The 24,552-nt window shown below is 42.5% G+C and carries 21 protein-coding genes, 3 tRNA genes and 3 pseudogenes; 12 read left to right on the top strand and 15 right to left on the bottom strand.

Features of this window, described 5'->3' with window-relative positions; translation table 11 throughout:
• The first annotated feature begins 249 nt into the window (after window positions 1–249).
• From DXA15_RS15370 to DXA15_RS15400, 7 genes and pseudogenes are all read left to right on the top strand, one after another.
• Window positions 250–1,279, top strand: a pseudogene (locus DXA15_RS15370) (alcohol dehydrogenase).
• A gap of 81 nt (window positions 1,280–1,360) precedes the next feature.
• Entirely contained in the window at window positions 1,361–2,167 is an 807-nt protein-coding gene (locus DXA15_RS15375) for an RNA methyltransferase (protein ID WP_128134587.1), read from the top strand.
• A 56-nt stretch (window positions 2,168–2,223) separates the two neighbouring features.
• Window positions 2,224–3,060 (top strand): SDR family NAD(P)-dependent oxidoreductase, encoded by an 837-nt coding sequence (locus DXA15_RS15380; RefSeq protein WP_128134588.1) that lies wholly within the window; start codon window positions 2,224–2,226, stop codon window positions 3,058–3,060.
• A 70-nt stretch (window positions 3,061–3,130) separates the two neighbouring features.
• Window positions 3,131–3,772, top strand: coding sequence for a nucleotidyltransferase domain-containing protein (locus tag DXA15_RS15385; RefSeq protein WP_128134589.1), 642 nt, complete (start codon window positions 3,131–3,133; stop codon window positions 3,770–3,772).
• A 79-nt stretch (window positions 3,773–3,851) separates the two neighbouring features.
• Entirely contained in the window at window positions 3,852–4,532 is a 681-nt protein-coding gene (locus DXA15_RS15390; RefSeq protein WP_128134590.1) for a DUF4476 domain-containing protein, read from the top strand.
• Window positions 4,529–6,153 (top strand): annotated as a pseudogene (locus DXA15_RS15395) (pseudouridine synthase). Before DXA15_RS15390 ends, DXA15_RS15395 begins: the two are co-directional and overlap by 4 nt.
• A 19-nt stretch (window positions 6,154–6,172) precedes the next feature.
• A complete protein-coding gene (locus tag DXA15_RS15400; RefSeq protein ID WP_233567323.1) occupies window positions 6,173–7,030 on the top strand; it encodes a GNAT family N-acetyltransferase in 858 nt (285 codons plus the stop codon).
• A gap of 134 nt (window positions 7,031–7,164) precedes the next feature.
• Here DXA15_RS15400 and DXA15_RS15405 read toward each other — a convergent pair.
• A tRNA-Pro gene (locus tag DXA15_RS15405) sits at window positions 7,165–7,237 on the bottom strand.
• Between the two features lie 187 nt (window positions 7,238–7,424).
• Here DXA15_RS15405 and DXA15_RS15410 point away from each other — a divergent pair.
• Window positions 7,425–7,497, top strand: a tRNA-Phe gene (locus tag DXA15_RS15410).
• A 67-nt stretch (window positions 7,498–7,564) separates the two neighbouring features.
• Here DXA15_RS15410 and DXA15_RS15415 read toward each other — a convergent pair.
• The 7 genes from DXA15_RS15415 to DXA15_RS26675 all read right to left on the bottom strand — a co-directional run bounded on the left by DXA15_RS15415 (window position 7,565) and on the right by DXA15_RS26675 (window position 13,330).
• A complete protein-coding gene (locus tag DXA15_RS15415) occupies window positions 7,565–8,512 on the bottom strand; it encodes a ketopantoate reductase family protein (protein ID WP_128134591.1) in 948 nt (315 codons plus the stop codon).
• Complete coding sequence (locus tag DXA15_RS15420; RefSeq protein WP_128134592.1) at window positions 8,509–9,357, bottom strand: helix-turn-helix domain-containing protein; 849 nt, start codon at window positions 9,355–9,357, stop codon at window positions 8,509–8,511. The genes DXA15_RS15415 and DXA15_RS15420 overlap by 4 nt, the downstream gene beginning before the upstream one ends.
• 73 nt (window positions 9,358–9,430) lie before the next feature.
• Complete coding sequence (locus tag DXA15_RS15425) at window positions 9,431–9,919, bottom strand: DinB family protein (protein WP_128134593.1); 489 nt, start codon at window positions 9,917–9,919, stop codon at window positions 9,431–9,433.
• Between the two features lie 92 nt (window positions 9,920–10,011).
• Entirely contained in the window at window positions 10,012–10,836 is an 825-nt protein-coding gene (locus DXA15_RS15430; RefSeq protein ID WP_128134594.1) for a helix-turn-helix domain-containing protein, read from the bottom strand.
• 9 nt (window positions 10,837–10,845) lie between these two features.
• On the bottom strand, window positions 10,846–11,670 hold the full coding sequence (locus tag DXA15_RS26665) for an outer membrane beta-barrel family protein (RefSeq protein ID WP_369683073.1): 825 nt from the start codon (window positions 11,668–11,670) through the stop codon (window positions 10,846–10,848).
• Entirely contained in the window at window positions 11,643–12,635 is a 993-nt protein-coding gene (locus tag DXA15_RS26670) for an outer membrane beta-barrel protein (RefSeq protein WP_233567325.1), read from the bottom strand. The genes DXA15_RS26665 and DXA15_RS26670 overlap by 28 nt, the downstream gene beginning before the upstream one ends.
• Entirely contained in the window at window positions 12,632–13,330 is a 699-nt protein-coding gene (locus DXA15_RS26675) for a TonB-dependent receptor (protein ID WP_233567326.1), read from the bottom strand. Before DXA15_RS26675 ends, DXA15_RS26670 begins: the two co-directional genes overlap by 4 nt.
• A gap of 297 nt (window positions 13,331–13,627) precedes the next feature.
• Here DXA15_RS26675 and DXA15_RS15440 point away from each other — a divergent pair, with 297 nt between their 5' ends.
• Both DXA15_RS15440 and DXA15_RS15445 read left to right on the top strand, forming a co-directional pair.
• Window positions 13,628–14,980: an MATE family efflux transporter gene (locus DXA15_RS15440; RefSeq protein WP_128134595.1), complete on the top strand. Its 1,353-nt coding sequence runs from the start codon at window positions 13,628–13,630 to the stop codon at window positions 14,978–14,980.
• Window positions 14,973–15,560 (top strand): Crp/Fnr family transcriptional regulator, encoded by a 588-nt coding sequence (locus tag DXA15_RS15445; protein WP_128134596.1) that lies wholly within the window; start codon window positions 14,973–14,975, stop codon window positions 15,558–15,560. Before DXA15_RS15440 ends, DXA15_RS15445 begins: the two co-directional genes overlap by 8 nt.
• Window positions 15,561–15,583: 23 nt before the next feature.
• On the opposite strand, the gene DXA15_RS15450 is transcribed toward DXA15_RS15445, so the two are convergent.
• The 6 genes from DXA15_RS15450 to panC all read right to left on the bottom strand — a co-directional run bounded on the left by DXA15_RS15450 (window position 15,584) and on the right by panC (window position 20,865).
• Window positions 15,584–15,662: transfer RNA gene (locus tag DXA15_RS15450), tRNA-His, on the bottom strand.
• Window positions 15,663–15,758: 96 nt separating this feature from the next.
• On the bottom strand, window positions 15,759–16,655 hold the full coding sequence (gene folD, locus DXA15_RS15455; RefSeq protein ID WP_128134597.1) for a bifunctional methylenetetrahydrofolate dehydrogenase/methenyltetrahydrofolate cyclohydrolase FolD: 897 nt from the start codon (window positions 16,653–16,655) through the stop codon (window positions 15,759–15,761).
• 18 nt (window positions 16,656–16,673) lie between these two features.
• Complete coding sequence (gene ffh, locus DXA15_RS15460) at window positions 16,674–17,999, bottom strand: signal recognition particle protein (RefSeq protein WP_007654088.1); 1,326 nt, start codon at window positions 17,997–17,999, stop codon at window positions 16,674–16,676.
• Window positions 18,000–18,077: 78 nt separating this feature from the next.
• Window positions 18,078–19,400 (bottom strand): MATE family efflux transporter, encoded by a 1,323-nt coding sequence (locus DXA15_RS15465; protein WP_128134598.1) that lies wholly within the window; start codon window positions 19,398–19,400, stop codon window positions 18,078–18,080.
• A 117-nt stretch (window positions 19,401–19,517) separates the two neighbouring features.
• Window positions 19,518–19,868, bottom strand: coding sequence for an aspartate 1-decarboxylase (gene panD, locus DXA15_RS15470; protein ID WP_007654090.1), 351 nt, complete (start codon window positions 19,866–19,868; stop codon window positions 19,518–19,520).
• Window positions 19,869–20,022: 154 nt separating this feature from the next.
• Entirely contained in the window at window positions 20,023–20,865 is an 843-nt protein-coding gene (gene panC, locus DXA15_RS15475; RefSeq protein WP_007654091.1) for a pantoate--beta-alanine ligase, read from the bottom strand.
• Between the two features lie 100 nt (window positions 20,866–20,965).
• On the opposite strand from panC, the pseudogene DXA15_RS15480 reads away from it, so the two are divergent.
• Together DXA15_RS15480 and DXA15_RS15485 are read left to right on the top strand one after the other, a co-directional pair.
• Window positions 20,966–21,783 (top strand): annotated as a pseudogene (locus DXA15_RS15480) (glycogen/starch synthase).
• Between the two features lie 13 nt (window positions 21,784–21,796).
• Window positions 21,797–23,176, top strand: a complete 1,380-nt coding sequence (locus DXA15_RS15485) for a DUF4270 domain-containing protein (RefSeq protein ID WP_128134603.1) — start codon at window positions 21,797–21,799, stop codon at window positions 23,174–23,176.
• 69 nt (window positions 23,177–23,245) lie between these two features.
• Here the strand turns inward: DXA15_RS15485 and DXA15_RS15490 are convergent, their stop codons facing one another.
• Window positions 23,246–24,544 carry a glycoside hydrolase family 57 protein gene (locus DXA15_RS15490; RefSeq protein ID WP_128134599.1) on the bottom strand — a complete coding sequence of 433 codons (1,299 nt, stop codon included), beginning with the start codon at window positions 24,542–24,544 and terminating at the stop codon, window positions 23,246–23,248.
• Between the last annotated feature and the right edge of the window lie 8 nt (window positions 24,545–24,552).

Consider the following 24,552-nt stretch of genomic DNA (forward strand, 5'->3'; position numbering starts at 1 on the left):
AATTGTAGATACTGTAGATATTATAATAAACTTAAATACACAAAAGCAATAAAGATAAATCAAGAAAACATTTCACTATCCTATTTTAACATCTCTAGAGGAATAATCATCTCCTTTTACCTTTTTATAGCAGATTGTTTTATATCTTTGTTACAGAAGACACCCCAGCTTGGAAGTCTTATTTCAAAATCAGATTAGAACTGAATGAACAGATTGTACTGAAAATCCAATTGCTCTATAAATAAAACTATGCTTGCATACACATATATTGAACAAGGTAAATTTGAATTACGAGACAAACCGGAACCCAAAATTACGGATACACGGGATGCAATCGTACGTGTGACTCTTGGCAGCATCTGCACCAGCGACCTGCATATCAAGCACAGTAGTGTACCGCGTGCAGTACCCGGAACAACAGTCGGACATGAGATGGTAGGTGTCGTGGAAAAAGTGGGAACAGATGTCACATCAGTCAGACCCGGCGACAGAGTGACTGTGAATGTCGAGACTTTCTGCGGGGAGTGTTTCTTTTGTCACCACGGATATGTCAATAACTGTACCGACCCCAACGGTGGTTGGGCCTTAGGTTGCCGTATCGACGGCGGGCAGGCGGAATATATCAGAGTACCCTATGCCGATCAAGGACTGAACCGTATCCCCGACACAGTCAGGGATGAACAGGCTCTATTTGTCGGTGATGTACTTGCCACAGGTTTCTGGGCAACTCGTATCTCAGAGATTACGGAGAAAGACACTGTCCTCATCATTGGTGCCGGTCCTACCGGTATTTGCACTTTGCTCTGCTCGATACTGAAGAATCCGAAGCGTATCATTGTCTGTGAAAAGTCTCCTGAAAGGATTCAGTTTGTCCGTGAACATTATCCCGATGTATTGATAACGACACCTGATAACTGCAAAGAATTTGTACTCAAAAACAGTGATCACGGCGGAGCGGATGTTGTTCTGGAAGTGGCGGGGACTGAAGATAGCTTCCGGATGGCGTGGGAGTGCGCTCGTCCCAATGCGATAGTCACTATTGTGGCTCTTTACGACAAACCTCTGCTTTTCCCTTTACCTGATATGTATGGTAAGAATTTGATTTTCAAAACAGGTGGAGTAGACGGCTGTGACTGTGCAAAGATTCTAAGACTGATTGAGGAAGGTAAGATAGATACCACTCCTCTTATCACCCATCGCTTTCCGTTGAACGAGATAGAGGAGGCATATCGTGTTTCGAAACAAACTGGACGGTGTCATCAAAGTAGCTATTTATTAAAGACTTGTTTAATGCCTGTTAAAACGACCTGTTATATGAATAAAACGATTGTGTGTCTAACCGAAAGTTATAAATAAGAATATGCCTGTTATCGAAATATCCTCTTTATCTCATCCCGGAGTTGAGATGTTCTGTACCCTCACCGAAGCTCAATTGCGCAACCGTATCGAGCCTGATAAGGGTATTTTCATCGTAGAAAGTCCAAAGGTTATCACAAGAGCTTTGGACGCAGGCTTTGAACCTTTAGCCATTTTGTGTGAGCATAAACATATCACAGGGGATGCTTCCGAGATCATTGAACGTTGTGGTAATCTGCCTGTCTATACGGGTAGCAGAGAACTACTTGCTACATTGACCGGCTATGTTCTGACACGAGGTGTTCTTTGTGCCATGCGTCGCCCTGCGATACGCAGCATGGAAGAGGTATGCCGGGAAGCCCGACGCATCGTCGTTATCGACGGAGTTGTTGATACAACCAATATCGGTGCCATTTTCCGTTCGGCAGCTGCCTTTGGAATCGATGCCGTATTACTGACGCGTAACTCTTGTGACCCGTTGAACCGCCGTGCGGTCAGAGTATCGATGGGAACAGTCTTTCTTGTACCATGGACCTGGATGGATGGTTCTCTCAGTGACTTGGGCAAATTGGGATTTCGTACTGTAGCCATGGCGCTCACGGACAACTCTATTTCCATTGATGATCCGGTCCTGGCAACCGAACCCCAGCTGGCTATCGTAATGGGTACCGAGGGAGACGGACTTCCACCGGAAACAATTGCCGAAGCTGACTACGTAGTCCGTATCCCTATGTCGCACGGTGTCGATTCACTCAACGTAGCCGCTGCGGCTGCCGTAGCTTTCTGGCAGCTTCGTGCTCCACAAATATAGTCACATAAACTTAAATAATTCATCCAAATACGACATAATATAAAAAACTAAACATCATGGCAGATAACTATCTGGAAAGAAAATATCAGGAATATCAGTCTCAAAAATCTTCCGCAACGAAGAGCGGCTACGGCAAGAAAAAAACAACTCCAACCCACAAGATGCGCAGAGTTTTCGTGACAGGAGGCGCTGATGGTATCGGAAAAACAATTGTCAAGGCGTTCCGTATGGCCGGGCACCGTGTAGCTTTTTGTGACCGGAATGAAGAATCAGGAAAAGAAACAGCCGAAAAAACCGGTACCACTTTTTATCAGGTAGATATCAATAATAAAGAAGCTCTTGAAAACTGTATGCGCCATATCCTGGAAGATTGGGGCGACCTGGATATCATCATCAACAATGCCGGCATCAGAAAATTCGCCTCTCTCACAGAAACCAGCGTGGAAGATTTCGACCAGACTTTATCCGCAAACCTGAGACCTGCATTTATTACCTCCCGTTTGCTCGCTATTCACCGTCAATCACAAACGACACCCAACCCGTACGGCCGGATTATCAATATATCGTCCACTCATTACCCAACAAACAGACTTAGCAGTGAAGCATACGCTGCATCTAAAAGTGGCATATGCTCATTAACACAGACACTTGCCATGTCTTTATCACCTTATCATACAACGGTTAACTCCATTATTCCAGGTTGGATACAAGCAGACGATTACGACCAGATCGACCCGGAAACCCATCCCATACCCTTTTCCGGACGAATGGGAAAACCGGAAGATATAACCCGTATCTGCCTGTTCCTTTGTCAGGATGAAAATGATTTCATTAACGGTGAAAACATAACAATTGATGGCGGAACCACCAGGATATTCCACGACCATCATTGAAAAACAACAACTTTAAACGATTATTCTTTTAAAAGATTGTACCTTTGCCCCAACATAAAATTATATCATTATGAGACTGACACGCAAACAGACAATCTGCGATATTCCTATCCTGAAAATCAGGGATTATTTTGACCACATCAGACCCGCTCTGATATCTCCGGAGATGATAAGCGAGCAATTCGACCTCAACAAAGAGAAAACGAAAGAGCTTATCGATGTCTTATTATCCGAAGGATATATCGAATCAGCCAAGAAGAAAGGGAAGTATCAACTGACCATTAAAGGTCAAGCCCTTTGTGTAGCCCGGTATACCAATCCACTCAACAAGGAAAAGGCCGATAAACTATTTCAGGAATTCATGGAACGGGTCGAAGAGATCAACAGTAATGAGTTTTACCTGTATAGAGTCTCCAAAATCGTTTTATTCGGCAGTTATATTGATCCTGAAAAAACAGATTATTCAGACATCGACATTGCGTTTGAACTCTCCCGCAAGGCCAAAAGCCATGAGGAATTCATGGAAATGGACGAGCAAAGAATTAAGGAAGCAGAACTCGCCGGAAAATCTTTCCCTTCCTTCTTCGATCAAATCGGATACACGGAACGCGTTGTACTGCTCAAGATGAAGAACAAATGCCGGTATATCAGCCTGCATCGTATGTATGACGGAATATTGAATATTACGAAAACCAAACAAGTTTATCCCTAAAGAGTAGTCATAATCTGATATTCCTTTATATATTTGTTTTCTACAAACAAACAATATACATATATAAAGTTCGAAGATCATGAAAACAAAAACATTCATAGCACTTGCACTGATCATCAGTTCCATATCCTTTTGTAGTTGCGGAAGTTACATGACCGGCAAAAGTGCTATCATGAAGGTTGAAAAAGGGATGGCTAAAAAAGAAGTCGTCAGTCTGCTCGGTGAACCCGACTTTCGCCGGTTCGATGAACAAGTTGAAGAATGGGAATACAAGAAAACAAATCCGCTGACAGCGGAAACAACCATCATCATAGTCAACTTTATCAACGAAAGGGTGAGCAATATGAACTCATTCGACGGTGATAATTATCCGGTAAACCCTCCGGTAGCCATTTATCCTCCCGGTGATATCGATTATGGAAAACCTCCCTATCCATCCCGTCCGGATGACCACAGAAGACCATCCAGGGCTATAAACGAAAAAGACTTTCAGCAATTATACAACAAGGTCAAACAGAAACCGTTTAAAGACGACCAGCTGGAACTTCTTGAAATGGGGGTTACCAATAAAAATTTCACCTGTAAACAGTGCATACGCCTCATGTCCATCTACACTTTCGATGATGATAAACTGGAAGTATTGGAAATAGTGGCCCCGCATATCGTTGATTCTGAGAATTACGAAGACATTATCAAGTCGCTGAGCTTTCTTTCCAGTGAAGAAAAAGCGAATAAAATATTGCGCCGATCCCAGAAATGAACAAGTTCCATCAGTTACCTTTTCCGGCTACGCATTTTCATTTGCCGGAAAAGTTTACTTATCCATTCCATTACACACCTCATCCTTTATGCGTAGCGGCAGCAGCCGAGGTACAAAAATATCTGCAAAACAAGGATGAATGGAAAAGTGATCTGGAGCAGGGGAAGATGTTCGGTGTCCTGATCGTACAAACCCAGACAGGAGAGACCGGCTATCTGGCCGCTTTTTCCGGTATTCTGGCGGGAAAAAATCTGCATGATTATTTCGTCCCTCCCATTTACGACCTTCAACAACCGAACGGTTTCTTCCGGATCGAAGAAGATCAGATATCTGCTATCAACGCTCGCATCAAAAAGGCCCAGACGGATAAAAACTATCTGGCAACCAAGACACTACTGGCAGAAACAATCGACCAGGCAGAAAAAGCAATCAATACAGCCAAAGAAGAGCTGAAAGAGGCCCAACAAAGACGAGAAGAAAGGCGCAAGCATACCTCCGACGAAAACGAACTGGCAAACATGTACGTGAAAGCCAGTTTCAAAAGGCTGAATTAAAACGGTTAAAAAAACAATGGGATGAACGTATTTCCGCCATACGATCAGAAGCAGAGACATTAGACCTGGCAATAGAGCAGCTGAAAACAGAACGCAAAACCCGCTCAGCCGCTCTCCAGCAGCAACTTTTCGAGCAGTTTCGGATACTAAATGGGAAGGGGGAGACGAAAAACTTATGTGAAATTTTCAAAGAGACTACACAACAGGTCCCTCCTGCCGGAGCCGGAGAATGTGCAGCACCCAAATTGCTACAATATGCCTACCTCCATGACCTGAAACCTGTTGCTATGGCAGAGTTCTGGTGGGGCAATTCGCCTAAAAGAGAAATACGCCATCATGGATATTTCTATCCGGCTTGCAAAGGGAAATGCGAACCGATTTTAAAGCACATGCTGCAAGGATTGAATGTAGAAGAAAACCCGCTACTAAACGACTTGCATCGTGATACGGAACTTGAAATCCTGTTCGAAGATAACTGGCTGGTAGCAATTAACAAACCTGCCGGAATGTTATCTGTTCCGGGCAAAGCGGATATAGACTCTGTCTACCATCGACTAAAAGCACGTTATCCCGAAGCAACAGGACCTATGATAGTACACCGCCTGGATATGGCAACCTCCGGCATATTACTGGTTGCCAAAACAAAAGAAGTACATCAGAACTTACAGGCACAGTTCAAAAGCCGAATGGTAAAAAAGCGTTATGCCGCGTTGCTTGACGGAACAGTCATACCCAAAGAAGGCATTATCGACCTTCCCCTCTGCCTCGACCCTATGGATCGTCCCCAGCAGATTGTGAGTACGGAACATGGCAAACCAGCCATTACCCAATTCAAGGTTCTTGCCCACAACGGGAATCGGACACGCATTGCTTTCTATCCGCTTACAGGACGGACGCACCAGTTGCGTGTACATGCTTCCCACCCACTAGGCCTCAATGCTCCTATTATCGGTGACGAATTATATGGCAAAGGAGCCGACCGCCTTTACCTGCATGCGGAGTTCCTTGAATTCCGGCATCCGGTATCAGGCCAAATCATCCGGATAGAAAAAAAAGCCGGATTTTAAATTCTAAAACAGGACAATCATGAAAGAAAAGCAACAACAAACAATGTATGAAGCTGCTTCCATTAGAGATTACGACGAACTAATCCAGCTATGGGAAGCATCTGTACGCAGCACTCATCATTTCCTGACGGAAGATGATATCCAATATTACAAACCTCTGATAAGAAACGAGTATTTCCGTGCAGTAGAACTCTACATTATAAGAGACAGAAAAACAGAGCAAATCGCCGCCTTTATGGGATTAAGCGACGAACTGATCGAAATGCTTTTTGTTCATCCTGCACAGCAAGGAAAAGGCCTGGGAAAAACATTGCTTGAATATGCCATACGGGAAAAGAAGATGCAGAAGGTAGATGTAAACGAGCAAAATACCCAAGCCCTGCATTTTTACCAGAACAGAGGATTCGAGGTCATAGCGCGGGATACTATCGACGGACAGGGAAAAGCTTATCCAATCCTGCATATGCAGTTAAAACCGGTCCGCCTGAGAAAAGCTGAAGCAGGCGATCTTCCGGAACTTCACTCCGTCTTCGAGCTGAGTGTAAGAAATAGTTGTAAAAAAGATTACACGCCCGAACAAATCGAAGCCTGGATACAACGTGCCTCTCCCGAACGTTGGCAGGAATTATTCACAAGCGGCCTGCAATTTATCGTCGCAGAAGAAACAAAATCTTTCCGGATAACAGGATTCACTTCTTTTAATAGCCAAGGATATTTACACAGTATGTTCATACTACCCCAATTCTGTGGTAAAGGTATTGCCACCATGTTATTGGATTTTGCAGAAGATTTTGCACGCAACAATCATATACCCAACCTCTTTTCAGAAGTGAGTATTACCGCCCGTCCTTTTTCGAAAAACGAGGGTTCATTGTAGAACAGGAACAGCTTGTCAAAGTAAATAATGTTGAAATGAGCAATTTCCGGATGCGGAAGTCCTTATATATATAATGTACGTATAAAGGATATCAAAAAAGAGGTAAATCATTTCTGATTTACCTCTTTTTGTAGTCGGGATGAGAAGACTCGAACTTCCGACCTCCACGTCCCGAACGTGCGCGCTAGCCAACTGTGCTACATCCCGTTTTTGATTACGGCTGCAAAGGTACAACTATTTTTGAATCCACAAACACTTTCGATGTTTTTTTTCAAAAAAATATAGCATTCATCCCTTCAATTTCTTTAAATGCATTTTTTTCGACATTTTTTTCAGGAAACATTTGGAATGTATCATATTTTCCCTACCTTTGCACCCGTTAAACAAAACAAACGGTACCATAGCTCAGTTGGTAGAGCAAAGGACTGAAAATCCTTGTGTCCCCGGTTCGATTCCTGGTGGTACCACTGAAAATCAAGCAGTTACTTTAAAAGTAACTGCTTTTTTTGTTTTCTGAGACAAAATACTTATTATTTATATTGTATCTTTTAATTTGGCTAAATGAGGAGTGGCAATATCGTATTTTATCCCGTAGGCAATCATATCTTCAATCATTTGCCGTACCTCTTTAGGAGAATGACTCACATGACCGTCAAACATAAGTTGTAAAGCCTCGTTGCCATATATCTTCCTGGCAATCGGAACACTTAGAAACAAAGGCAATCGATACAATTTATTTGCTTTCTCTTCCTTGGCATCATATCCACGCTTCAAGCAAATAGAAAAACCCTCACGAATGGCGCAGATAGTAGTTCGAATAGTAGCGGAGTCATTCACAAACCTGGCTGCACTGCCTGCACTCAATATTCCGGCAGTCAATCCCGCCGCCGCAGCGTAATGGGTAATTATCCAAAGTAATATCTGTCGGGACAGGACAGGTTTCAGATGTGCTTCGTCCAACGCCTGAACCATTTTCCGCACACGGGGAGTCATCTCTCCATCCACCTCCCCGATGGGAGTATGGGAATATTTCATTCCCGAAATAACACAATGTATTCCGTTCGCCTCTCTTCCACCTCCTACCATGAATGGAAAGCCGAAAAAATACTGTTCAGGTTTCAGAAAACGGGCAATCTCATCAAAGCAATCCCAATTATTCTGAAAGAACATCACATGCGCTTTGCCGGCGGACACACCTAAAACCGGCAACACATCCGGTAGTTGTATCTTATTCGTTGCCACAATTATGTATTCAAAATCATTCCGTGCATCCAGTCCGTCAACCACATGAGGACGAAAGACTGTATCAACCGTCTTCTTTATACCGCTCCTAAAATCCTGACAAATAATATGAATACCTTGTTCATCTATCAATTGTTTCTGTTCCTTCCGGACAAGTAACGTAACATCGTGTCCGGCCTCTGCCAATTGCCAGCCATACGTACAACCTATTACTCCGGCACCATAAATCAATATCTTCATAATCTATTACTTTTAGTTTCCCGTTCTCCATTGATAAAAACAGAATTGAATAAAGAAAGATATTCCGAATAAGAATCACAAATAGAAAGATATTCCTTTGGAGTGTACCCCATAAAGGTTTTGAAATCTTTTATCAGATGCGATTTATCACAATATCCCCAATCATAAGCCAACTGGTTCAAACGAATTTGCGAACCAGCATGTAAACAATGTAAAGCATTCCGGAAACGTGCTATTTGCAAAAACTCTTTCGGATTTAAACCTGTATATTCAGTAAATACCCGTTTGAATTGCTTATATCCGAGACAAGCAGACTGAGAAAGCTCCGTAATATCCTGCTGTCCGTCATTAATAGACTGAACAACCGCATTCATTCTGGCAAACCGCTCGGAAGTAAAACCGTATAACTTTTTTAACAGATATTGTTCTATCAGATATACACATTGGTTATTATCCTCCGTTTCCATTATCCATTTCTCCAATTCAATCAAAGATGCATCTCCCAATAACTCTACATCTACATTCTTATCCCGCAAATTATTCATAGGAATCCCTAATACAACCCGTGCTGCAACCGGTTGGAAAATAACCATAACCAGATTGAGATTACCCGAATAAACAACATCAGTGTACGAAACAGATTGTCCGCACAAACTGGAACGAGGCTGCATCTCCTGATGCAAAGTTGAATAGATTTTGTCACCCCGGTGGAACGCAAGCACAGCACAACCAGATGGCACATAACGCTGCGAACTTCGTTCCGCGTTATCAATCGCCAAAAACCAATACTGTTTCACGTATGGCCTTAACAGCTTGGACGGTTGTACTAGCTGAAATTTTTCCATTTTGCTTTATTCTGCCAGCAAAAATAATCCTTCTTTACTGGAAAGCGGTGTAAAAAAAGGACTTTGTTATTATTCAAAGATTCGTATGTTCCACCATCAATTCATGAATCTCTCCGATATGAAGAAGCAAATGGTCTAAATAGCCTTCTATCATATCCTTTAATGTTACTTTTGTCCCTTCAAAATCACACCAATAACTATCCAGCTTGCTTTTATCGACAGATTGAATCACCTGAATGATATGCAAATTATAGAATTTCCATAACTGAATCAAATTACACCAATCTGTATGTTGATAATCTTGCAAAGCTATCCACAAATCATTATCCTGACGGTAATCCGGAAAAAAAAGTAAATCCTTACTATACTGCAACCTAACCATTCGTTGATGATTATTAGAGGCCGAATCAATCAGGTGGCCCAGTATTTGCTTTATAGTCCGATTTTGGCTATTCCGCCTTAAGGTTATAGCTTCTACAGACAAACTGTTTAATACACCTTCCTCCGTTTCGATAACCCTGGCTATACCAGTTGTTATAGCAGTAAAATCTTGTTTTTGCATAATTCTTTAATGTTGAATATTCTGCAAAAATAAGCCGTTAATGCATTTGGTACTTGTAAAAAACTGACTTTATAAGGCTTCCTCTATGGAAATCAATGACATTTAATACTATTCAACCTACAATCCTTTGAAAAGAATGTTGAATACGGAGAACGTGAAGACAGGTATTGAGTAGGCGAACAACCCGAGAACTCCCTGAAGTCTTTTACCAGATGAGATAGGTCATAAAATCCGCACAAATAAGACAAATCAGTAAATTCCATTTCCGGATTATCTTGCAACATATACAAAATTCGTTGAAAGCGGATAACCCTATAATATTCTTTCGGATTCATTCCTACGTATTCTGTGAAAATCCTTTTGAATTGCCTATATCCCAAACAAGCGTCCTTTACCAGGGTATACACATCTGTTTGAGGATAATTAGCAATCAACCGGATAACACTTTCTATCCGATTGTAGTTATGACCGATATCAACTAGCCGTCTCATTAAAAATGATTCGATTTGCTGAATACAAACCTGAGCCTCCCTTTCACTCGAAACAATACGTTTAAGATGGTTCAACTCTGCATCCTCTAAATCCTCCACATCAACATAACGATTATACAACTCACTCATCGGACATCGTACAAAAGGATTCAAACCTAAAGGATGGAAGATAATTGCAATCATATCAATATTCCCCTTCGAAATCAGATCTCCGGATATAGAGAACTGTCCCCGGACAAAATTCTTGGGCTGCCAGCCTTTCGATTGAATATTCAAATTATCTCCCCGATGGAAAACAAGATGTACGCATCCTGACGGAATAGTCTGTATTAATACAGGTTCTATTCCATCAGTTTTCAATACCCAATAATACTTTACGTATCGGGATAACAATGGAGAAGGATATAAAATCTTACTCTCTTTCATTCTTGCGCATCATTCCATATCAAACATATCCGGCTCTTCGCTTCTGCTCTTGTTTTTATCTTTTTTCTTGTTCATGTTGCCGAAGTTGTAAGTCAGCGTGAAACCGACACGTCTTCCGCCACGCCAGTTCTCAGAGTCCTGCCAGAAACCGTCGCCGGCTGTAACGGTACGGAATTTGCGGGAATCCAACAAGTCTCGGGCATTAATGCTCAAGGTCAGTTTATCGCTCAGGAAAGATTTACGCAAGCCCAGGTCGACCGAATAATTCGGTTCGCGATGTCCCTGTGCCATCAACTGTTTGGAATTATAATTACCTGTTCCCTGCAAAGAGACGCCCCAGGGAAGGCTGAAGTTGGCAATCATACGGACGTTCCAGGCAAAACTCTCATCCGTATCTCCGATAACCGGTGTTTCCGCACCTTGCGGCAGATAACTGAAACCATCCAATTTAGAATAATAGAGGTTGACTGTCGTTGTCAAATCGAGTATCTTGAATAATTTATCCTTCCCTACGATTTCCAGACCGCTGGCCTGCGATTTTGCCACATTCTCACTGGTGGTATACATTACATTGTCTTCCGTATTCAGAAAACGGATGCGCTGGATTACATCATCCGTCGAACGATAGTAACCGGATAAAGACAAAGTATGTCCCGATTCCCAACTCTTGATATAATTCAATTCAAATGAGTGAGAATACTCCGGTGTCAACTCCGGATTACCGAAAGAGATATTGGAAGCATCGGATATATTACGGAAAGAGTTCAACTGTCCTCCCCACGGACGACGCAGACGGCGTGTATAATTCACCTGCAACTCATTGTTTTTCGGCAAGGAATAAGAAATGAACGCACTCGGGAAAAGTTTAAAATAATCTTTTTCAAAAGCCTCGGAGCTTTGCCGTTAAACTCCTGGTCGAAATCAAGCGAACGGGTATCCACCCGCCAGTACTCACCGCGCAGACCGGCCTGGTAACTTAATTTATTCCATTTTCCGCCGTATGTCATATAAAGAGCGTGTACATCCTGATTATAAAGGAAGCGGTTATAAAGCGACTCGTCCTGTCGGATATCTTCGGCTGTCGTTCCGGTATAGGTATCAACCGGACTGGCATTTCGCTGAAAAGTACCCTTATAGCCGGCTTCGATGCGGGCCATATCGGATATTTTATTGGTGTAGTCGGCCTGGACTTCCCAGGTTTTGTCCTTTATATCATTCTCCTGAGTCTGATAAAGAGGGTTAGCGGTTTGGGAAGGGTCTGTATAGACAGTCGATTGCCTGAAAATATCCATTCCGTCCCGTCTCCACTGGTTATTGCTGACCGTCAGGTCGATGTTACTGTTTTCCGAAAACTTATGAACATAATTCAGTTCCAGATTATACATTTTCATATCCGAATCGCCATTGGTCATACGGTCGCTGGTGTAGATTGTATTCTTCTGACTGTCGATAGAGTTATAATGGATATTCTCACTATTGTCTCCACCACCGGTCATACCGGTTACATTAAATGCCAGGTCATCGCTTTTAGTGATATGCCAGGTGGCGCCAAAACGTCCGAACCAGTTATTATGCTGCCGTTCGGAATCGTTGGTCTGGTCGAGAAAACTGTTGTCCGTCGTATTCAGACGACTGGTGATGCCTCCTCCTTTAAACTCACGGTTACGGTAATTCAGATTGGCATAAGCATCCACTTTACTACTGCTGTAATTGATGTTACCACTCGCCTGATACCCTCCGTCCGTATCGGCTCCGACTTTTACGCTTCCGTAATAACCGGGTTTCCGGTCATCCTTCAATATAATATTGATAATACCGGCTGTACCCTCAGGGCTATATCTGGCAGAAGGTTGGTGATAACTTCTACCTGCTTGATATCTCCGGCCGGCATCATATCCAGAATATCCGCCTGGTTATCAGCCGTTAGACCCGATGCTTTACCATTAATCCAAATCGTTACACTGGAGTTTCCCCGCAACGACACCGAGCCTTCATTATCAACCTCCACGGAAGGGATATTGGATAACAGGTCGCTTGCCGAACCACCTTCGGCCGCAATATCCTGCGTCGCATCAAAGACTTTCCTGTCAATCTCGAACCGCATCTGAGGCCGTTTCGCCACCACTTCCACTTCTCCTAATTGATTGGCGTCTTCTGCCAGTGTCAACTCTCCCAGACTCAAAATCTGGTTGTCGCTGCTGATAGAAATATTTTTAGACACTTCTTCATAACCGATATAAGAAAAAGTAACTACATATTCCCCTTTCTTCAATCCACCGATAGTGTATTTTCCGTCACTCCCGGTAACGGAACCCTGCACTATCTTATCCGAACCTTTTGCCTTAACCTGCACTGTAACAAACTCCAACGGTCCACCCAGTTCGCCGTCCATTACAATACCTTTAATCTTTCCATCCGTTTCATTTGCAAACATGTCCGGAGCAAAACACAAAAGCATTCCGGCCAGCACAATACTCATCTTCTTCTTCATCATAGTCCAAATATCTATCTATTCCAATTTTTTGTCGCTTTGTTTGACTGGTTATTAACGGAATAGTTTATTCGGAACAATAAAAAAATAAGCAAATATACCTTAATAAAAAACACTTTCACTGGTTTGAAATTGATTATCATTACCAGTAGATATTCAGAAGCAAGCACACATTTAAAAACGAATATTTTTCAATCTACAATATAATATTTTATCTATTTTCATTTATTACCAATTGGTAAGTTCATCCGGAGATTAAAGGCCTACCTTTGCGGGCGTTATTATAAAAAACTAATTGATATGCAGAGGGATAGCTTTGATTTCAAAAGCATGAGCGTAGGAAAACTATTTACCAAATTACTGGTTCCTACCATTATGGGGATGGCCGCATCGGCACTATTTACCGTTATAGACGGTATTTTCGTCGGGAACGGGATTGGAAGTGATGCTATGGCAGCGGTCAATATCTCCGCCCCTATTTTTATGATTATTACCGGAGTCGGATTGATGTTCGGTATGGGAGGCGGGATACTCACTTCCATCAACTTGTCGCAGGGTAAAAAGAAAGTTGCGAATATTAATTTTACCCAGTCGGTCATCGCATTGGTATTCATCAGCCTCGTTATGACGTTGTTGCTAACGATATTTCCGCATAAGATAGCCACCCTTTTCGGCTCCGATGAATATCTGATGGATATGGTGGTTGAATATTTATTCTGGTTTTCCATCAGCCTGCCGTTTACGGTACTGGTGGTTGCCCTTCCGTTTTTTATCCGGCTGACGAATCCCAAGATATCCATGTGGGCGATGCTGGCTGCTACCGTTGTGAATATTATTCTCGACTATTTATTTATTTTTATTTTCAAATGGGGATTGTTCGGGGCAGCGATTGCAACAGATATTGGTGAGTTTGTTGGTGCCGCCATTATGATTATCTACCTGTTCCGGCATTCGATAGCCATACGGTTCGTTTGGTTGAAACTGAGTGTCAAGAGTCTGCTGTTGACGCTCCGGAATGTAGGTTATATGATTAAGCTCGGCTTTTCCGTATTCCTTAGTGAGATAACGATATCCGTTATGATTATTTCCGGCAACTATGTTTTTATGGATTATATGGGAGCCGACGGCGTAGCGGCTTACAGTGTCATTTGCTACCTGTTCCCAATCATATTCATGGTTTTCAACGCAACCGTACAGTCCGCACAGCCGATTATCAGTTATAACTACGGATGCGGACATATGAAACGTTCGGATAACGCTTTACGTTTATCCATGCTTTTCACTTTGGCATTCGCATTCAGCATCATGCTCCTGTTTATATGTTTTACCCGGAGCATCGTTACTCTTTTCATTCCCGATACAGCTTGTGCGGCATGGGGATATGCTGTAGCCGGCTTACCGCTGTTTGCTACCGATTACCTGTTTTTCGGTATCAACATCATCATAATCGGTTATTATACCAGTATCGAACGGTTACGGCGTGCGATATCACTGACAGTTTTACGGGGAATATTGCCTGTCGTATTCTTTTTCACATTACCTTTACTACTGGATGTCAATGGTATATGGCTGGCAGTAGCAGCAGGGGATATTACTACAACAGTTGTTATCGTCATTTTATTAATTGTAGATAAAGTACGTAGGAATGGATAAATTAATTGAAGAAATAGACAACCGGTGTAACCTAAGCGATACGGAAATGACATTGCTCCGGCAGACACTCCGTATCCTGCATTTCCCCAAAAGCAGTATTGTCATTGGGGAAGGCAAGACGGACGATTCCATCTATTTTCTGGACCAAGGTGTATGGAGATCCTACATTGAAGAAGAAGGCGAACAGCAAACCCTTTGGTTTGCTATCCCCGGGGAAACCATATTCTCTTCCTGGGGATATTTCCGCGGACATCCTTCACGTTACACAATCTGTTCGTCGAGTGACAGTATTGCCATCGAAATGAGAAACAGCACAATACAAAAACTGTCGGAGTCTTCGCCGGCTTTTTTAAAATGGATACAAGGTCTTCTGATGGATATACTCGTTAATGAAGATGATGTACTGGTCGATATATCCAGCCCGAAGGCGGAAAAGCGTTACCAGGCTTTCATCAAAAAGATGCCGGAGTTGTTTAATAGCGTTCCTTTGAAAGAGATAGCCGGATACATCGGTGTAACTCCCCAGTCACTCAGCCGCATCCGGGCCGGGTTGAACAAAAACAAAAAAGCCACTCTATAACAGGATGGCTTATTTTTCTATCTTGGGGGTGAACGATGGGACTCGAACCCACGACCCTCGGAACCACAATCCGATGCTCTAACCAACTGAGCTACGCTCACCATTTCAGTCTCGTTGAGTATTTCTCTTTAAGACGGTGCAAAGATAGATGTTTTTTCTGATTCCGCAAGCGTTTTCAAAGAAAATTATACAAATATTTTACTTGTAAATCGCTTTCTTCCCGGCTAACAGCGTGTTACGCATCAAAGAAATGATTGTCATAGGACCAACACCTCCCGGAACCGGCGTAATATAAGAACATTTAGGGGCAACTTCGTCGAATTTTACATCGCCGGTCAGCTTATAACCGCTCTTAGTAACACTACTCGGCATACGGGTAGTGCCAACATCAACAATCACAGCACCGTCTTTCACCATATCGGCTTTCAGGAATTCGGGAACGCCCAAAGCAACGATGATGATGTCAGCGTTCAGGCACATTTCTTTCAGGTTCTTTGAACGGCTGTGACAAACAGTTACCGTACAGTTTCCCGGATAATTTTTCTGCATCATCAGCATTGCCATCGGTTTGCCAACGATATTGCTGCGTCCCAAAACCACACAATGTTTACCACTCGTTTCGATTTCATAACGTTTCAGCAATTCCAGGATACCGGCCGGAGTGGCAGAAACAAAACAAGGAAGACCGATCGACATACGTCCCACGTTGATCGGATGGAATCCGTCAACATCTTTACGGTAATCGATCGCCTCAATAATCTTTTGCTCTGAAATATGTTTCGGAAGCGGAAGCTGCACAATAAAACCGTCTACATCCGGATCGTTGTTCAGTTCGTCTACCCGGCGAAGCAACTCTTCTTCGGTTACATCGTCCTCATAGCGAATCAGCGTCGATTTGAAACCGATTTCTTCGCAAGTTTTCACTTTACTGGCTACGTAGGTTTCACTTCCTCCATCATGACCTACCAGAATAGCTGCCAAGTGGGGAATCTTACCTCCTGCGGCTTTGATCTGGGCGACTTCTTCCGCCATCTCTTTCTTCATCTGAGCAGAGACGGCTTTTCCGTCCAGTAATTGATAATGATTGTCTTCCATAATATATCTCTTTAGTTTTTATCTTCTAAACGATGGGAATTTCTTACTTCCCGGTTTGGCAGCGGTAAGCATACGCATCATCTTACGGGTTTCATCAAACTGCTTGATTAGTTTATTTACCTCCTGGATAGTCGTTCCGCTACCTTTGGCGATACGCTGACGGCGTGAACCGTTCAGGATAGCCGGATTGACACGTTCGTCCGGCGTCATGGAATAGATAATCGCTTCGATGCTCTTGAAGGCATTATCGTCAATATCGATATCTTTCAAGGCTTTACCAACACCCGGAATCATAGAAGCAAGTTCTTTCAGGTTACCCATCTTCTTAATCTGCTGGATTTGGGAGATGAAGTCGTTGAAGTCGAACTGGTTCTTAGCAATCTTCTTCTGCAAACGTTTTGCTTCTTCTTCATCGTATTGTTCCTGGGCACGTTCTACCAAAGAAACGATATCCCCCATACCGAGGATACGGTCGGCCATACGTTCCGGGTGGAAAGTATCCAATGCATCCATCTTCTCACCGGTTCCGACAAACTTAATCGGTTTATCGACTACCGTACGGATAGAAAGGGCGGCACCACCACGGGTATCACCATCCAGCTTAGTCAGAACTACACCATCGAAGTCAAGACGTTCGTTAAATTCTTTGGCAGTGTTCACCGCGTCCTGTCCGGTCATGGAGTCGACAACGAACAATGTTTCGTCCGGTTGGATAGCACTTTTGATAGCGGCAATCTCTTTCATCATCTGCTCGTCGATCGCCAGACGACCGGCCGTATCGACAATCACTACGTCGTTCCCCTTGGCACGGGCTTCGCGGATAGCGTTCATCGCAATCTCTACCGGATTCTTGTTTTCCAGTTCCATATAAACAGGAACACCGACCTGCTCACCGACAACACGCAACTGTTCGATAGCCGCCGGACGGTAAACGTCGCAGGCAGCCAGCAACGGCTTCTTGTTTCTTTTGGTTTTCAACATATTGGCCAGCTTTCCGGAGAAAGTGGTCTTACCGGAACCCTGCAAACCCGACATCAGGATAATAGCCGGATTTCCACTCAGGTTAATATCGATAGCCGTTCCTCCCATCAGGCTGGCAAGTTCATCATGAACGATCTTAACCATCAACTGGCTGGGCTTAACGGAAGTAAGTACGTTTTGTCCTAACGCTTTTTCTTTTACCGTATCGGTAAAAGACTTGGCTACTTTATAGTTTACGTCGGCATCAAGAAGGGCTTTGCGCACATCTTTCAGTGTTTCAGCCACATTAATCTCGGTGATCTTGCCTTCACCTTTCAGCAGTTTAAACGATCTGTCTAACCTTTCGCTTAAATTTTCAAACATATTCGTATGTGTATTTATTTTTTTCTTTCTAATTTCTAACGTAATAGGGTGCAAAGGTAAGAAAAAGGATGTAAACCTCTAAATCTTTTTATTCTGCCAAGCTGCTTTTTTCAAATAAATTACACTTGCCAGCAGCAGTCCGGTGTAATAAACAACTTCGGTCAGAAAACAAATAGCAACCGGAAGATGTAAACGCATCCCCGCCACATAGATAAACAATGTATAAAAGACAAGTGTCACCAATTCCATCGCAAAGGCAGAACGGGTATTTCCCGTACCTGTCACACCATTAAATACGATATTAGCGACAGCCGCTATCAGCAAGGCTCCGGCAATCACATAAAGCGAAGGTATCGAAGCATGTATCAAAGAGGCGTCATTCGTATAAACCGACAAGATAGCCGATGGGAAAATACAGGTGATAAAAACACATACAGCCACAATACCCAATGAGATATAAGAAAGCCGCCGGATAATTGGGATAACCTGGTCGGTATGCCCCGCACCAATGCTATTACTGACAAAAGAGTTGGTTGCCGTGGATAAAGAATTAACCGGAATCAACAGAACGATATACACACTGCGCACAATATTGGCAATCGCCAACTCCCGTTGCCCCAGATGCTCCACGGCTACAAAAAGCATAAAATAAGTACTCAACGATATAAAATACTGTAACATGGTAAATATAGAAATACTTAACACCCGTTTCAGCAACCTGATATCGAACGACCGGAATTGATTCAATGCATATTTCTTTATATCCACCGTCAGGCGGGTATAAACCAGAAAGAAAACAATCGACACCCCCTCTGCTATCACCGAGGCGATAGCCGCCCCTTTGATACCCATTTCAGGAAAACCTCCTTTTCCGAATATCAACAGGTAGTCGAGCAGCACATTCGTCAATGCCATCACAACAGCGTTCAAGGTCAATACCTTTGTTCGGGTTATACCGATAAACAGCGCCCGGAACATCACATTGACGAAAGAGAAAAAGAATCCGAACACACGCCAGTCGAGGAACTCTTCCGTTGCTCCCAAAATCGTATCGGAAGAAATCATAAACCGCATAATATCTTTAGCAAAAAGACGGGAGAAAGTAAACATCACAACCGCCAGGGCCAACAGAAAAAACACTCCCTGTATCATGACCGGTCCTACATCACTGTACCGCCGTTCACCGTTTCTGCGAGCCATCACAATCTGAGACCCCGTACTGAATCCGAAAGCAATCGTAAACACACAAATATAATAGAGCCCACCCATCGCGGAGGCTCCCAATTCAACTTCCCCTACCCTTCCCAGGAAAGCCGTGTCGGTCACATTAATAATGTTCTGCGCCAACAAACTCAGAAAAATAGGATAACTTACATTCCAGATTTGTTTGTTCGTATACATATTCTACTCTTATTATTTTCTAAATGGGGAAACACAAGACCATAAAAAAAGCCCGCCGGCAACCGGCGAGCTTCTTTATTGTTGTTTAAAAACATTCTAAATGCTGCTACCGATGCTCTATATCAGTCTATTTGTTGCTGTATCGGGAAACACAACAGCCGGTTTAAATGTTTTGGCTTCTTCAAAATCCATCATGGCATACGACATGATAATGATGATATCGCCAGGCTGTGCCTTGCGGGCTGCTGCACCGTTCAGACAAATCACGCCCGAACCGCGTTCGCCTTTAATGATATACGTTTCAAAACGTTCACCGTTATTGTTGTTCACAATAGCCACCTTCTCATTGGCAATCAGGTTGGCGGCATCCAGCAAATCTTCGTCGATAGTGATACTACCGATATAATTCAGATTAGCTTCCGTTACCGTCACCCGGTGAATCTTTGATTTAACTACCTCTATAAACATCGTTTTCTGTATAATTTGATTACCATTAAATGTCCCTCAAACGAAAGTAGGGTCTTTTGCATTTAAAATAAGGGACTTTTGTTTTCAAAATAAAGGACTTTTAAAATCAAAAGTCCTGACTTTTTTTCGAAAAGGTAATCACCTTATTTATCAGCTACTTATACTTTATATTATCAATCAGACGAACTTCACCGCAATAGACCGTGATACAGCCGACTGCATAATCGGTATCCGACCAGTTTTTGATCGACTCCATGGTGTTTCCGTCCACGATTTCATAATATTCCACCCGCATAACAGGGTCGGCATTAATCGTATTCACAACATAATCAATAACCTCCTGTACGCTTTTTCCGGCTGCAAAGTTAGTACTTTCTTTTAACGTACGTGCTATTAACGGTGCTTTTTGACGTTGTTCCGGTGTTAAACGAACGTTACGACTGCTTAAAGCCAGTCCGTCGTCCTCACGCAAAATCGGGCAGGCGTTAATCTTTACAGGGATATTCAACTGTTTTACCATGGCACGGATCACTGCGATCTGCTGGAAGTCTTTTTCTCCGAAGTAGGCATTATCCGGCTCTACGGCATAAAACAGCTTGCTGACAATCTGGGCCACCCCGTTAAAATGTCCCGGACGGCGCGCCCCTTCCATCACGGCCGATACTGTTCCGAAATCAAATGTGCGGGTATCCGGTTCAGGATACATCTCCGCCTCTGTCGGAGCAAAAACATAATCACAACCGGCCGGCTCCAATAATGCACAGTCCTTATCCAACGTGCGGGGATAAGTCGCCAAATCATTTTTGTCGTTAAACTGGGTCGGATTTACGAAAACGCTGACAACGCACACATCGTTTTCTTCCACGCAACGCTTAACCAGGCTCAGGTGTCCGTTGTGTAATGCTCCCATGGTGGGAACAAAGCCTATTTGCTTGTTATGCTGCCTTTCTTCGGCAAGATAACGCTTCAATTCTTGAATGCTGTTTACTATTTTCATCTTTTTAGATGCTTATTGACGGTGCAAAGCAAATAAATAATTACGGTAAATGAAAGAAATTTATTATCTTTGTGCCGTCTTTATAAAACTAGTTTACAGAATGGATGCAAAAAAAATCTTGTTTATAGCTCAAGAAATAACACCCTACCTTCCCGAATCTGAGATTGCAACAATATGCAGGAATCTGCCGCAAGGCATTCAGGAGCGTGGTCGCGAAATCAGAACTTTCATGCCTAAATTCGGAAATATCAACGAGCGACGCAATCAGTTGCACGAAGTGATCCGCCTGTCGGGTATGAACCTTATCATTGATGATACGGATCATCCGCTAATCATTAAGGTAGCATCCATTCAGGCCGCACGCATGCAGGTGTACTTCATTGATAATGAAGACTTCTTCCAGCGTAAACATACTGTCAGCGATGAAGAGGGAAATGAATACGAAGATAACGACGACCGTTCGATCTTCTATGTACGTGGAGTACTGGAAACAGTGAAGAAACTTCGCTGGATACCGGATGTGATCCACTGTCACGGATGGATATCGGCACTGACTGCATTATACATAAAAAGAATGTATGCAGACGATCCATGTCTTAAAAATGCAAAAATAGTCTATTCTATTTATAATGATGATTTTAAAACACCGTTAAGAAAAGAACTGGCTCAGAAGTTGAAAACAGACGGAGCCAAAGACAGCGACCTGAAAGGCATTAAGCTGATACCAGCTTTGTCGGCTTGACGAAACTGGCTATCGATATGGCTGACGGTGTGATACAAGGTAGTGAAACGATCAACCAGGATGTACTGGACTATATTGCAACCAAGAAAGATACTCCGTTCCTTCCTTATCAGTCGCCGGAAACTTATATGGATGCATTCAACGAATTTTACGATGTCGTATTAGATTCTAAATAAGTGAGAGAAAATGATGAAGATCAAGCCTTTATTAATTGGCCTGGGCTTAGGAGTAACAATCCTGAGTGGGTGTAGTGATGATTTGAATCTGGTTGGCTCGACAATTCAGCCTGACGGAGACAAAATGCCCGTATATGTAGATACTTTCCAGATGCAAGCGACAACTTTGCTGATGGATTCGGTATATGCAAGAACTACTAATGGACTTCTCGGGGAGTTCTATGATCCGTTGTATGGTAACGTGAAATCTGATTACATCTGCCAGTTTTACTGCCCGGATGACTTCAAATTTAAGCATGAACCTATTAATGGACAGATTGACTCTATCGATTTTAAAATCATGTATCAGAACGGTGCCTGGGTAGGTGACTCTTTAGCACCTATGCGTGCTCAGATATATTTGGTAGACAAAGAACTGGAAAGAGATTTTTATACGAACTTCGATCCGCTGGAGTATTGTGACATGCAGAATTCATTGGGCATGCAAACATATACAGCATATGATAATTCTGTGCCTGACAGTATTCGTAATGCCACTGATTCTAATGGTGATCGCACTTTTATTCCGACCGTTACAATCCGGATGCCTAAGGAGTTCGGTCAGAAGTTCTATGATGAATCAATCAAAAATCCAAGTACTTTCAGCAGCCAGGAGAACTTTAATAAATTCTTCCCCGGATTGTATATAACAAATACATATGGTAGCGGTAATATTCTGCAAATTACCTATTCAACTTTCTCGATCTACTATAAGTACAATTTGAAAGGTAGCCAGGGTCAGGATTCCACTGCATATTCCAGTGAAACGTTCAATGTAACCAAAGAAGTATTGCAGTTGAACCGTTTCAAAAATACAGATTTGACTTCGTTGTTAGAGGAAAATGATTCAATTGCTTATCTGAAAACACCGGCAGGTGTATATACTCAGTTAACAATTCCAGCTCAGGATATAGTTGAAAGAATCGGAGACCGTGTTATCAACAATATACCTCTGACAATAAAAGCACTGCCGCAGGAAAACTGGCAATGGGCTCTTTCCGCTCCTTCAAATTTACTGTTGCTGCCTAAAGATTCTTTGGCAACTTTCTTTGTGAACAATAAGATAGAAGATAAAAAAACATCATTCCTTGCTAGTTACAGTACTAGTAGTCGATCTTATTCGTATGATAATATCTCCAATCTGATGCAGGAACATATAAAGAATAATCCTGACAAGGATATGGTCTTGCTTTTGGTTCCGGTTGAACGTCTTACAGCTCAATCAAACAGCTATTACGGACAATCTCAACCATATACCACTGCTATAAATAATTATTTACTTCCTTCCGGAGTCAAGTTGCTCAAAACAAAAGAAGCGACAAAAATTGTCATAACGACAACGGAATACAAGTAATAATTTTAAATTCATAAAAAAAGCGGATAATTTCTTCTGATTATCCGCTTTTTTATTATTAAAAAACTATTATTTCTTTTTTGCAGCTTTCTTTTTCAACTTATCGACTTCTTTCTGAAGTGTCTCGATCTCAATGCCCTGATTCTTAATAGTTATCAACAATGAGTTTAATTCTTCATTATCCACATCAATTGGGTACAAAGCATTCACACGACTGATGAAATCCCCCAGGATATTCATATAATTCGTAAACGCATCATAAGGAGAATCATAAATACCGCGATTCAACCAAATGCCCGTATTCTTTGTAGTCATGAAACGGAAATTATTACTTGCTTGCAGATAGTCCCAGTCCTGCTTGATACGACGGTCGTCAGACAAATGAACACGTTCTGCTACACTATAAAGCTTATTGAATGCTTCCCGCTGCATCACGTTCCCCAACCAACAACTAGTATCTCTTTCTTCATCTATCCACGACATCGGATAAGGAACATCAACCTGATCCACCGATTTCAATTTAGTCACAATATCCGTCGGTGTAGAGAAAGTAATACCTCTTTCTTTTGCACAAGCAGGCAATGCTTTGATAAAACTCAAGATATTAGAAGATAACGGTTGGGCAATTCCCAAAGCCCCAAGTTCCATAAATATATTGATAACCTGCTCTTCTTCAGGAAATGCAGCAATCCAATCCATATACTTATCAGCAAACAATGGATACTCACTCCAACTTGAATTAGAGAAACGCAAACTAATATCATCCGACAATTTGAAATCACGAAGCAACAACTTCAGATTCGGGTTATATGCACAATGATATAAATAATGAGCGCTCTTCCAACCTAAAACATGCTTAGCACCTTCCGTCAACATACCTTTAAATCCCATGCTGGCAACCAAAGCACCGATTTCATTCGAATAGATCAAGCTTGAATTACGGAACACTTTCGGAGTTTGTCCGAATACCTGTTTGATCTTTTTCTTCATACGGTCTACCTCTTCCCGGAAACACTCTTCATTAGCCAATGAAGACAAACCGTGCGAATAAGGTTCACACAAGAACTCACAGCAACCGGTATCATTCAACTGATGCAACAGTTCGATCACTCTTGGGGCATATACCTCCAATTGCTCCATGGCCACACCAGAGATTGAAAATGCAACTTTAAATGCCCCACCATTCTCTTTTGCCATTTCAAGCAATGTTGTCAGAGCAGGAATATACGAACGTGCTGCAATATCACTGATACTGCGTTCATTTTCATAATCATCATAGTAGTAATGATCGGTACCTATATCAAAGCAGCGATAACGTTTCAGATGAATGATTTGATGTATTTCAAAATAAAGACAGATTGTTTTCATATCTAGTT

It is taken from the genome of Parabacteroides sp. AM58-2XD, assembly GCF_003463685.1.
GTDB classification, from domain to species: Bacteria; Bacteroidota; Bacteroidia; order Bacteroidales; family Tannerellaceae; genus Parabacteroides; species Parabacteroides segnis.

Coding starts and splice junctions, on each gene's coding strand:
- DXA15_RS15445 (WP_128134596.1), top strand. CDS start 14,973: ATGGATAAATTAATTGAAGAAATAGACAACCGGTGTAACCTAAGCGAT.
- DXA15_RS15485 (WP_128134603.1), top strand. CDS start 21,797: ATGAAGATCAAGCCTTTATTAATTGGCCTGGGCTTAGGAGTAACAATC.
- folD (WP_128134597.1), bottom strand. CDS start 16,655: ATGGAAGACAATCATTATCAATTACTGGACGGAAAAGCCGTCTCTGCT.
- DXA15_RS15425 (WP_128134593.1), bottom strand. CDS start 9,919: ATGCAAAAACAAGATTTTACTGCTATAACAACTGGTATAGCCAGGGTT.
- DXA15_RS15415 (WP_128134591.1), bottom strand. CDS start 8,512: ATGAAGATATTGATTTATGGTGCCGGAGTAATAGGTTGTACGTATGGC.
- DXA15_RS15390 (WP_128134590.1), top strand. CDS start 3,852: ATGAAAACAAAAACATTCATAGCACTTGCACTGATCATCAGTTCCATA.
- ffh (WP_007654088.1), bottom strand. CDS start 17,999: ATGTTTGAAAATTTAAGCGAAAGGTTAGACAGATCGTTTAAACTGCTG.
- DXA15_RS15375 (WP_128134587.1), top strand. CDS start 1,361: ATGCCTGTTATCGAAATATCCTCTTTATCTCATCCCGGAGTTGAGATG.
- DXA15_RS15380 (WP_128134588.1), top strand. CDS start 2,224: ATGGCAGATAACTATCTGGAAAGAAAATATCAGGAATATCAGTCTCAA.
- DXA15_RS26675 (WP_233567326.1), bottom strand. CDS start 13,330: ATGATGAAGAAGAAGATGAGTATTGTGCTGGCCGGAATGCTTTTGTGT.
- panD (WP_007654090.1), bottom strand. CDS start 19,868: ATGTTTATAGAGGTAGTTAAATCAAAGATTCACCGGGTGACGGTAACG.
- DXA15_RS15430 (WP_128134594.1), bottom strand. CDS start 10,836: ATGAAAGAGAGTAAGATTTTATATCCTTCTCCATTGTTATCCCGATAC.
- DXA15_RS15420 (WP_128134592.1), bottom strand. CDS start 9,357: ATGGAAAAATTTCAGCTAGTACAACCGTCCAAGCTGTTAAGGCCATAC.
- DXA15_RS15440 (WP_128134595.1), top strand. CDS start 13,628: ATGCAGAGGGATAGCTTTGATTTCAAAAGCATGAGCGTAGGAAAACTA.
- DXA15_RS15385 (WP_128134589.1), top strand. CDS start 3,131: ATGAGACTGACACGCAAACAGACAATCTGCGATATTCCTATCCTGAAA.
- DXA15_RS15400 (WP_233567323.1), top strand. CDS start 6,173: ATGAAAGAAAAGCAACAACAAACAATGTATGAAGCTGCTTCCATTAGA.
- DXA15_RS15465 (WP_128134598.1), bottom strand. CDS start 19,400: ATGTATACGAACAAACAAATCTGGAATGTAAGTTATCCTATTTTTCTG.
- panC (WP_007654091.1), bottom strand. CDS start 20,865: ATGAAAATAGTAAACAGCATTCAAGAATTGAAGCGTTATCTTGCCGAA.
- DXA15_RS15490 (WP_128134599.1), bottom strand. CDS start 24,544: ATGAAAACAATCTGTCTTTATTTTGAAATACATCAAATCATTCATCTG.